The sequence below is a fragment of the Sulfuricurvum sp. genome (genome assembly GCF_022759005.1).
Lineage (GTDB): Bacteria > Campylobacterota > Campylobacteria > Campylobacterales > Sulfurimonadaceae > Sulfuricurvum.
Map to the genome: position 1 here is coordinate 1 of NZ_JAEMQA010000131.1, position 9,895 is coordinate 9,895.

A 9,895-nucleotide genomic window follows, 5' to 3' on the forward strand; every position below is an offset into this window, starting at 1 on the left:
TTTTTTCATCTGTGTGTAATCTTTTTAAGATACAATCCCGTTTGTTATAATTTTGTGAGGATTGGAACTATATGAAAAAGTTATTCTTTCTGCTGCTGGTCTGTGCCGCTTTACAAGCTGATGACGTGTATGAGGGAGACCTTAGCGCGACCGAAGCACACGAAATGCAAAAAAAGGGCGAAGCGATCATTGTCGATGTCCGTACTACCCTCGAATACATCTATACGGGGCATGGAGAGGGATTTATCAATATCCCCGCCTATGAGTGGACCTATATCCCAAAATCGATCGAAGAGCGGGTAAAAAGTTCGGAGTTTGAGCTCAAAACCGACAAGGCAAAAGAGCATAAAGATATTCAAAAGCTCTACGATGCCAAAGAGGTTTTCAACAAAAATTTCGTCACCGATGTCATGACTGCCATGAAAATGCGTCACGTCGACTCGGTTATTCTGGTCTGCCGAAGCGGTCCAAGATCAAAAGCGGCAGCGAATCTCCTCGCCAAAGAGGGGATCAAAGCTTATAATCTCGAAAACGGATTTATGTTCGGATGGAAAGAGGCAAAATTGCCGTATGACGGTTTTTGATGATTCATTTTGAATGCCTTCGGAGCAGGTCTTCGATTGGCCGATCCGTTATCGTTTGATAACGTCGCTCTCTTTTACCCACAGTTCCTGATCCGCTCTTGTCCACACACGATTCACAAAATATCCGGTAATTTTAACCCATCCGTTTGCAGCCGTTCCAGAGGTAAACGAACGACGAGCTTCCCATGTATCGACGACATGTCCCCCCGGTGCACTGTAAATCGGTGCATCGCTTGCCATACGGTATACACAAGGAGCTGATTTTTTCACCGGTTCTGCAGCCGTGAGAGGAGTTTTTGATTCAACCGCTGTTTTTGGTGTCACTTTCTCCGCAACCGCAGCTACAGGGCGATCTTTGTAGACCACTTTTTCGACAATCTTTTCTTGAATCACCGGACGGTCTTTGTAAACGATTTTTTCAACTACTTTCTCTTGCGGTATCAGACGGTCTTTATAGACCACTTTTTCAACGATTTTCTCTTTGATCACCGTTTTCGCACCGGTTGTATTTTTGAGTTTCGCGATCGTCGCTTGTGCTGCAGAGAGTTCGCGTTGCAATGCGACGATTTTTTCGGTCGGTTCAACGACTTTCGTTACCGTTACTACTTTTTCATGAACGGATGAAGTCGTTTTAGGAGTATTTTGCAACTGTATGATGGTGGCATTGGCTTTTGCCAATTCGTTTTGGAGCGCTTTGATCTTGTTACTTTGATCGGGGTTCGTATTCACAACAGGTGTAGGAACCGGTGGTGTACTTTGCGTGGGCTTGGAACGGAGCTTTTCGATCTCAGCTTTCGCCGATGCCAAAGAGGCACGCAATGCAACAACCTCTTTGTCGGTTTTTCCCATCGACTTTTCGAGTTGTTCAGCATCCATTTTTGCTTTAACCAATGCGCTTTTGAGGCTTTCACGCTCGATTTTTCCCACTTTGATCGCATTAGCCTCTTTTCCAAGACGCTCATTCAAAGCCGAAGCATCACGCAGTTGCTGATCTTTCAGAGTCAACGAACGTTCCAGACTCTGAACAACCCCTCTTTTTTGAGAGAGTTCCCGTTCGATATCGGTGTTGAGTTTTTTGAGCGATTGAAGCTCACTGTTGGTTTGTTTGATCTGATTTTCGAGATTACCGATCCGTGTCTGGTATCCTTTGATTTTTGCGGCACTCTCGGAAGCCGAAACACTATTATTTTGTGTTTGTCGACACTCCTCGTATTTTTGCCGTAAATTAGCGACTTCGTTAATCACATCTTGAAGATTAGTATTCGCGCCGTAGAGATACATCGCACCGAGTGCACTGAGCAAAACCGCTTTTTTCACCGAGATCCTTTTTTGGTTAGCTTCACACCCATCTCCAAATGGTGAGTATAGGGGAACTGATCAAACGCCGCCATCGCATCGATCGTATGAGTCTGGCTCAATATCTCCAAATCCCGCAGCAATGTTTCGGGATTGCATGAGATATAGAGCAAATGATCGAACCGCGACGCAAAGGCACACGGCTCTTCTCCCAGTCCCGCACGTGGCGGATCGACGAAGAGGGTTTTGAGGCGATAATCGGATACACGCAACCCCTCAAGACGGCGAAATTCGCGCACGCCGTCCAACGCCTGAGTAAACTCCTCAGCCGAGAGTCGGACAAACTCGATGTTCTCAACACCATTGAGTGCCATGTTTTGTTTCGCCGCATGAATAGAGGCTTTGGAGATTTCCGTCGCCAATACGGCATCGAATTTCGAGGCAAACGGGATTGTGAAGTTCCCCGCACCGCAATAGAGTTCGAGCAAATCGCCCCCGATATTGTCGAGTTGTGCAAGTGACCACTCGATCATCTGCTCATTCACCCTCGGATTGGGTTGGGTAAAACTGTTCTCGATATGGATGTAGCGATACTCTCTGCCTTGAATATGGAGCGTTTCGGTCACATAGTCCTGAGAGAGAACCAGCTTTTGCTTTCGGCTCCGCCCGATGACATACACACCGAGCCGTTTTTCGAGTTCTCGCGCTTTTGTCTGCCACTCCTCATCGAGCGGTTTGTGATAGAGCATACTCAGCGTCATTTCCCCATCGCCTGAAGCTAAAAAATCGACCCCAAACAGCTTGTGAGCGATCCCTAAATCACTGATTTCGATGAGGAGTTTATCCATCACCGATGCAATATGAGGGGAGACAATCGAACACCGCTCGATTTTCAACGATCCTTGCCGATCGAGACGGCTCATCGCATAGGAGATTCCTCCATCGTCATGATAGATTTTGAATTCGGCGCGAGAGCGGTAGTGTTGTACGGGAGAAGGGCACACAGCAATTTCACCCGAATAGAGCGGAGAAAACATCTCTTTGACCGCGGATACTTTGTGGCTCAGTTGTCCCTCATAACCGTTCTCATAATCACGGCAGCTGCCGCACACCCCGAAATAATTACACTGCATATACTACCCTATTTGACACTGGCGATCAGATTGCCGATGAGGAGATTCCATCCGTCCACCATGACAAAGACGAGTATCTTAAACGGCATCGAGATCATAACCGGAGGGAGCATCATCATCCCCATCGACATCAAAATCGAAGCAACAACCATATCGATGACCAAAAACGGCAAGAAGAGCAGAAACCCGATCTCAAAGGCCGTTTTAAGTTCGCTGATCATAAACGCCGGGATCACGATGGTAAGGGGAACTTCTTTGATCGATTGAGGGTTTTGCATGTGACGGATACGCAAGAAAAGGGCTAGATCTTTTTCACGGGTATTACGCACCATGAAATTTTTGAACGGTTCGGTCGTTTTTTCAAACGCTTCATCATAGGTAATCCGCTCTTCACTGTAGGGCTTTATCCCCTCATCATATGCTTTCGTCGCCACCGGTTCCATGACAAAGACCGTCAAAATGAGCGCAAGCATAACGAGTAACTGTGTCGGAGGAACTTGCTGTGTTCCGAGCGCCTGACGCAAAAATCCAAATACAATGACAAAACGGGTAAAGGTGGTCATCACCAGCACCAAACTCGGGGCTAAAAAGAGGACGGTGAGAACTAATAGTACATTGAGAGAACTGACCACTTCTGCCGGAGTTTCAGGCGCTGTGAGATTAAAATTCATTGCGGGTACTTGCGGATCAGCACCCCATAGTGCAAAAGGGATAAAAAGAAGCAAGAAGACAAAACGACCCAAATTGACACTCCCGAAATTAAAAAAGTGATAATACCATAGACTAAGGGTGGTTCTCGTTAAAATCTGATAAAATATCGCGAATAATTACTAGGAGCCATCATGTCCAACTCTCTCTCAATCGTCATTTTAGCCGCCGGCAAAGGGTCTCGAATGAAATCGCCAAAAGCTAAAGTACTGCATGAGATTTGCGGACGAGAGATGCTTTATTACTCGATCAAAGCCGCGCGTGAGATCACCGATGATGTCATCGTCGTCGTCGCCCACCAAAAAGATGCCGTCATCGCTGCGATGGAAAAATATTTTGAGAATCTCACCTTTGTCACCCAAGATGCCGAAAACTTCCCCGGAACCGGAGGAGCAATGATGGGGGTGCATCCTAAATACGACGATGTCCTCGTCCTCAATGGCGATATGCCGCTTATAGAGCGTTCGTCTATTGAAAAATTCCTCGCCAATCCTGCCGACATCGTGATGTCGGTTATCCCGCTCGATAATCCATCGGGATACGGACGTGTCGTCATCGAAAACGATCGCGTTCAACGGATTGTCGAAGAGAAAGATGCAACAGATGCCGAAAAAGCGATCAACACCGTCAATGCGGGAGTGTACGCGTTCAAGCATCATGTTCTCCAAACCTATATCCCAAAATTATCCAATGCGAATGCCCAAGGGGAGTACTACCTCACCGACGTCATCGAAATGGCGCGTAACGACGCTCTCTCCATTTCACCGCTCTATGTCGAAGAGGTAGAGTTTAAGGGAGTCAACTCCAAAAATGATCTCACCAATGCCGAGATGATTATGATGGATCGGCTCCGCCGCACATGGATGGATGCGGGAGTGATCATGCAGCTGCCCGAAACGATCTATCTCGAAGAGGGGGTGCAATTTGAGGGGGAGTGTATCATCGAAAACGGTGTCCGACTCTGCGGTAACACCCTCATCTCCCATTCGCATATCAAAGCCCATAGCGTCATCGAAGACTCTATTGTCAAAAACTCCGATGTCGGACCGCTCGCTCATCTGCGACCGCTCAGCATACTCGAAGAGACCCACGTCGGAAACTTCGTCGAGGTGAAAAAATCGACCCTCACAGGAGTCAAAGCGGGACATTTGAGCTATCTCGGCGATGCGACTATCGATAGCGGAACCAACATCGGCGCGGGAACGATCACCTGCAACTACGACGGTGTCAAAAAATACCAAACCATCATCGGCAAAAACGTCTTCGTCGGCAGCGATACTCAGCTCGTGGCACCCGTAGAGATCAGTGACAACGTCATGATCGCCGCAGGAACAACCGTCACGGCAGGAAAATACGAGAGCGACATCCTCATCCTCAGCCGTACCCCGATCCGTAAAGTAGCGGGATTTTTCACCAAATTTTTCGGCAAAGGGAAATGATGATTCTCCCTTCCAATCTTTTAGAGGGCAAAAAGATCCTCCTTGGGATAACAGGCTCGATTGCAGCGTACAAATCGCTTGAGCTGCTTCGTCTTTTTATCAAAGCGGGGGCGGAGGTACGGGTTGTGATGACCCCTGCCGCGAAAAAGTTTGTCCAACCGCTGAGTTTTGAAGCGCTCAGCCGCAACCGTGTTCTCGATGATGAGAACGAATCGTGGGCGGATGATTTTAACCATATCAAGATTACACAGTGGGCTGATCTCTTCGTTATCGCCCCTGCCACCGCCAATACTATCGCCAAACTTGCCAATGGTATCGCCGATACGATGCTGACTCAATGTGCCTTGGCTTTTCCGGGAATCAAACTCATTGCCCCTTCCGCCAACACCAATATGATTCACAATCCGATGATTCAAGCCTCCCAAAAAATGCTCGCCATCGCCAATTACGAAATTATCGCAACACAAACCAAAGAGTTGGCGTGTCAGGTTGTCGGTGATGGTGCTATGGCGGAACCGCAAGAGATTTTTTGGCAAAGCGCCCGAATACTGCTCAAAAGTGATTTTTGGAGTGATCGCCGTGTGATCGTCACCGGAGGCGGAACGATCGAAAAACTCGACGATGTCCGCACCATTTCCAACCGTTCCAGCGGCAAAATGGCCTCGGCACTTGCAACCGCACTTTTTTTGCGGGGAGCAGACGTCAATCTGATCGCAACGCGCTTCGATTCCGATCTCCCCTCCTCCATTCACACCATCGATGTGGAAAGCTCTTTGGAAATGGATGAGTATCTCACCGATTCGATCCGTATCGCCAAAAAAGGGAAACTTTCCAAGCCTTCGCTCATTCACGACGCGCCGATAGCGTTGATCCAAAAAGAGCCGTTTTTATTTATGGCAGCGGCGGTGAGTGATTACATTCCAACCCATCCGCAAGAGGGAAAACTAAAAAAAGAGCTTCTCGGAGAATCGTGGACGATCAGCATGCAACAAAATCGCGATCTTCTTGCTTCATGCAACAAAGAGGGGATCAAAACGGTTGCGTTCAAAGCCGAAACTGATTCCGCCGTTGCAACCCAAAATGCGAAAAAGTTGTTGATCAACAAAGGGGCTAATGCCGTGTGTCTCAACATCATCGATGCGTCCAATCCTTTCGGAAGCGATACCAACCGTATTGATTTTATCACCGCTGAGCAGAGTGTCGCATTGCCTCAATGTGATAAACTCTCCCTCTCGTTGAAACTTTTAGAACACGCAGAAATGCTATGAGCAACCAGCCTCGCCATATCGCCATTATCATGGACGGAAACGGCCGCTGGGCAGAGGCGCAGGGGAAAAGCCGCACCTACGGACATGAGCGTGGTGCAGAAACGGTACGCGCGATTACCACCTACTGCGCCCAGCACAAAGAGATTGACCGCTTGACTCTCTATGCATTCAGTACCGAAAATTGGAAACGCCCGAAAATCGAAGTCGAATTTTTGATGAAACTGCTCGAAAAATACCTCAAAAACGAACGTGCTACGTATCTAAAGAATAATATCCGCTTTGAGCCGATCGGCGATCTCTCGATCTTTTCCAAATCGCTCCGTGCGGTCATCGACGACGTTCAGAAAGCAACTCAAGGATGCAACGGTTTAGTACAATGTCTGGCGCTTAACTACGGTGGGTGCGATGAGATTGTCCGTGCCGCCAATACATTATGCCAGCGCGGCGAACTCATCAGTTTCGATACGCTCAATGCTCAGCTCGACTGCTCTCACGACGTCGATCTGCTCATTCGTACGGGAGGGGATCAGCGCCTCTCTAATTTCCTCCTTTGGCAATCAGCGTACGCGGAGCTTTTCTTTACCAAAACCCTTTGGCCCGAATTCACCGCCGATGAGCTTGAAGCCATTATCAAAAAATTTAAAACCGTTGAAAGACGTTTCGGAGGATTGAACTGATGGAATTAGTGTTTGTATTTATCTTTGGAGCACTGATTGGTTCTTTTTTAAATGTCGTCATTCTCCGTATACCGCGCGATGAGAGCGTCGCATTCCCCGCATCGCATTGTATGAGCTGTAATACTCCTCTACGTGCATGGCACAACGTTCCGATCATATCGTGGTTTATGCTTCGCGGAAAATGTGCCTTTTGCGGTGAAAAAATTTCGATTCAGTATCCGATGATCGAACTTTTCAGCGCTCTGATTTTCCTTTTCAGCGCAATGAAGTTCGGTCTCTCGTTCCAAGCGCTCGGTATCGCTCTCACCTTTGATTTGCTCCTTGCCCTCTCTGCCATCGACTACCGTTACAAGGTGGTCCCCGACAGTCTGAACCTCGGTGCATTGAGTATTGCGATTGTGAGCGTCAGTTCTTTTACACAATTAGGGTACAACGTCACCAATGCCCTCCTGTTTGCGGGCGGGTTTTCACTGCTTCGTTTTTATGTCTCCTACGCCATCAAACGAGAAGCGATGGGAGAAGCCGATATTATGATCGCCGCAACCATGGGGGCGCTGCTCGGGGTTAAACTAGGGCTTGTTGCAATCTTCTTGGGCGCAGTGTTGGCACTTCCCGCATTGCTCTTGACCCGCGATGAGAGTGACGCGTCCAAGGAGCTCCCTTTTATCCCTTTTCTCGCGATGGGGTGCTGGATCGTTTTAATGTTCGATAGCTATGTCAACAACTATCTAGTGGGGATATATGGGTAAATTACGCGGCTATATTTTATCTCACCTATCGATTCTGTTTTTTTCGATCTTTCTCCCGCTGTTCGCGATTGCATCGGTCATCTTCCTGATCAAACTCGCCACCTATACAGCGATCATCCAACTCTCCATTATCGAGATGGTAAAACTCTATTTGTTTGTTATTCCGGAGCTGTTGTTCTATACACTCCCGATCTCTTTTGTCGTTGCCGGAGCATTGAGTCTGTATAAACTCTCCAATGACAATGAGATGGTCGTCGTTTTTTCGTTGGGAATTTCACCCTCGTATGTCGCGCGGGTGTTGGCGATTCCCGCTTTGTTGCTCACCCTCTTATTGTTAATTGATTTCATTATTGTCACCCCTTACATCAAAATCATCTCGGCAAACTTTTTAGAGAAAAAAAGGGCTGAAGCCAAATTCAACCTCACCGCTTCCGAGTTTGGCCACCACTTCGGAGACTGGATGCTTTTCGTCAACAAAAGCGATCCGAATTCCCGTGTATTTCAAGATGTTGTCCTTTTTAACAAAGCGATGAAAGACGAGGTTCTCATCCAATCGGATAAGGCCGAACTAATCAATGAACGCGGTACTTTGAAACTCAAACTCGACAACGGTGAGAGCTACAGCTACAATAACCAGCTTTTAAAAATGATGCTTTTTAAAACCGCGTTTATCAACGATAAAATATCCACTGATCCGATGATTTATCGCAATACGATTGATTACTGGACCAACAATGAACTGCGTGAACGGAAAAATCAGCGCTTCATCACAAACTCTTTGCTGAGCCTTTTTCCATTCATCTCTATCTTTTTGATTATTGCATTGGGAGTCGTCCATGCACGCCACCAGAAACGGTGGATTTATCTGTGGCTTTTCTTCTCGGTTATAGGGTTTTATGCCGCATCCGTGATTACCCAAAAATGGCTCGGTTTTCACACCATTTGGGTTATGGCGCTCCTGTGGGCTCTCTTTGGATACAGTTTTTATAAACGTCTGGTGGGGAGCCGGTTTTGAGCCGTATCAAAATAACCCTGAGCTACAACGGCTCGGCGTTTATGGGTTCTCAACAGCAGTCCAATACGGACAACACTGTGATGGGGCATCTCATCACCGTACTCCATCGGCTCAAAATCACAGCTACCCCAAAAGCCTCCGGACGAACCGATCGTGGCGTCCATGCCACCCATCAGGTTATCCATGTCGATGTTCCGGAATTTTGGAGTGATTTAGTACGGCTCAAAGAGATGCTCAACGTCCAGCTCCCCTCCGCGATGCGGATACGGCGGATCGAATTTGTAGAAAGCGAATTTCATGCCCGATACAGTGCGAAGCGCCGTGTTTATCGCTATATTATCAAAGAGGATGCAATCAATCCGTTCGAAGACAACTTCGTCACCTTTGTCCCCCATCTGAACCGTGAAGCGATTTGTGATGCCATTGGATGTTTTATCGGTACTCATAATTTTGAACTCTTCAAAAAAAGCGGCGATGATTTGGAACACCATACCCGTATCATCTATCGCGCCTACACCTACTCGCACAAAGGGTATTTTATCCTCGTCTTCGAGGGGAACGGATTTTTACGTTCCCAAATCCGCCTTATGGTTGGTTTCTTGCTCCGTATCTCGGCGGGGAAAGCGACCAAAGAGCAGCTCATCGAGCAGATCAGTTGCATCAAACGCCACTCCACCGATATCGCACCCCACAACGGACTCTATCTCACGCACATCAAATACTGATATATACTTTTCTTTTTTACAAGAAAAGTATCAAAAGAAAATCGTCCTTCGAGCAAATCGCTGGCGCGACTCTTGCACTTCTGCTTCGCGCGCCGCTTTTAAGGATGCTCTGCGGACAGCAATTAAAATAATCCCGCAATCCAATACCTAAAGCCGCTCCGAAGGCAGAAGTGCCAAGAGGAGCGAAGCGTTCTTGGATTGCGGTATGCTCTTTTGGTACTTTTCGGCTAAACAGAAAAGTACATATCTTTCTTTTCAAAAACAGTACAAAAGTAAGTTTAGTGTATTTGACTAAACTTAC

Annotated in this window: 11 protein-coding genes; 7 read left to right on the forward strand and 4 right to left on the reverse strand. The window is 47.4% G+C overall.

The features are described 5' to 3' along the window. Positions 1-71: 71 nt before the first annotated feature. A complete protein-coding gene (locus JHC35_RS08090; RefSeq protein WP_295044000.1) occupies positions 72-584 on the forward strand; it encodes a rhodanese-like domain-containing protein in 513 nt (170 codons plus the stop codon). 48 nt (positions 585-632) lie between these two features. Here JHC35_RS08090 and JHC35_RS08095 read toward each other — a convergent pair whose 3' ends face one another. The 3 genes from JHC35_RS08095 to fliP are packed head-to-tail and all read right to left on the reverse strand — an operon-like array spanning position 633 to position 3,756. After that, positions 633-1,901, reverse strand: a complete 1,269-nt coding sequence (locus JHC35_RS08095) for a hypothetical protein (protein ID WP_295044003.1) — start codon at positions 1,899-1,901, stop codon at positions 633-635. Then, positions 1,898-3,013 carry a tRNA (uridine(54)-C5)-methyltransferase TrmA gene (gene trmA / locus JHC35_RS08100; RefSeq protein ID WP_295044006.1) on the reverse strand — a complete coding sequence of 372 codons (1,116 nt, stop codon included), beginning with the start codon at positions 3,011-3,013 and terminating at the stop codon, positions 1,898-1,900. Before trmA ends, JHC35_RS08095 begins: the two co-directional genes overlap by 4 nt. Positions 3,014-3,021: 8 nt before the next feature. Beyond that, positions 3,022-3,756, reverse strand: coding sequence for a flagellar type III secretion system pore protein FliP (fliP, locus tag JHC35_RS08105; RefSeq protein WP_295044009.1), 735 nt, complete (start codon positions 3,754-3,756; stop codon positions 3,022-3,024). A gap of 99 nt (positions 3,757-3,855) precedes the next feature. On the opposite strand from fliP, the gene glmU reads away from it, so the two are divergent. From glmU to truA, 6 genes are read left to right on the forward strand one after another with little or no spacing between them, the layout of a single operon-like run. Then, entirely contained in the window at positions 3,856-5,160 is a 1,305-nt protein-coding gene (gene glmU, locus JHC35_RS08110; protein ID WP_295044012.1) for a bifunctional UDP-N-acetylglucosamine diphosphorylase/glucosamine-1-phosphate N-acetyltransferase GlmU, read from the forward strand. Further along, positions 5,160-6,428: a bifunctional phosphopantothenoylcysteine decarboxylase/phosphopantothenate--cysteine ligase CoaBC gene (gene coaBC / locus JHC35_RS08115; protein WP_295044028.1), complete on the forward strand. Its 1,269-nt coding sequence runs from the start codon at positions 5,160-5,162 to the stop codon at positions 6,426-6,428. Before glmU ends, coaBC begins: the two co-directional genes overlap by 1 nt. Continuing rightward, on the forward strand, positions 6,425-7,105 hold the full coding sequence (locus JHC35_RS08120; protein ID WP_295044015.1) for a di-trans,poly-cis-decaprenylcistransferase: 681 nt from the start codon (positions 6,425-6,427) through the stop codon (positions 7,103-7,105). The genes coaBC and JHC35_RS08120 overlap by 4 nt, the downstream gene beginning before the upstream one ends. Continuing rightward, entirely contained in the window at positions 7,105-7,854 is a 750-nt protein-coding gene (locus JHC35_RS08125) for an A24 family peptidase (protein ID WP_295044017.1), read from the forward strand. Before JHC35_RS08120 ends, JHC35_RS08125 begins: the two co-directional genes overlap by 1 nt. After that, positions 7,847-8,869 (forward strand): LptF/LptG family permease, encoded by a 1,023-nt coding sequence (locus tag JHC35_RS08130; RefSeq protein ID WP_295044020.1) that lies wholly within the window; start codon positions 7,847-7,849, stop codon positions 8,867-8,869. The genes JHC35_RS08125 and JHC35_RS08130 overlap by 8 nt, the downstream gene beginning before the upstream one ends. Beyond that, the gene (truA, locus tag JHC35_RS08135; protein WP_295044023.1) at positions 8,866-9,594 is read left to right on the forward strand and encodes a tRNA pseudouridine(38-40) synthase TruA; all 729 of its coding nucleotides are present in this window, start codon (positions 8,866-8,868) and stop codon (positions 9,592-9,594) included. The genes JHC35_RS08130 and truA overlap by 4 nt, the downstream gene beginning before the upstream one ends. 16 nt (positions 9,595-9,610) lie before the next feature. Here truA and JHC35_RS08140 read toward each other — a convergent pair. Beyond that, the coding region (locus JHC35_RS08140; RefSeq protein WP_295044025.1) for a hypothetical protein at positions 9,611-9,895 on the reverse strand (285 nt) is incomplete at its 5' end.

Coding starts and splice junctions, on each gene's coding strand:
- JHC35_RS08090 (WP_295044000.1), top strand. CDS start 72: ATGAAAAAGTTATTCTTTCTGCTGCTGGTCTGTGCCGCTTTACAAGCT.
- trmA (WP_295044006.1), bottom strand. CDS start 3,013: ATGCAGTGTAATTATTTCGGGGTGTGCGGCAGCTGCCGTGATTATGAG.
- glmU (WP_295044012.1), top strand. CDS start 3,856: ATGTCCAACTCTCTCTCAATCGTCATTTTAGCCGCCGGCAAAGGGTCT.
- coaBC (WP_295044028.1), top strand. CDS start 5,160: ATGATTCTCCCTTCCAATCTTTTAGAGGGCAAAAAGATCCTCCTTGGG.
- JHC35_RS08120 (WP_295044015.1), top strand. CDS start 6,425: ATGAGCAACCAGCCTCGCCATATCGCCATTATCATGGACGGAAACGGC.
- JHC35_RS08125 (WP_295044017.1), top strand. CDS start 7,105: ATGGAATTAGTGTTTGTATTTATCTTTGGAGCACTGATTGGTTCTTTT.
- JHC35_RS08130 (WP_295044020.1), top strand. CDS start 7,847: ATGGGTAAATTACGCGGCTATATTTTATCTCACCTATCGATTCTGTTT.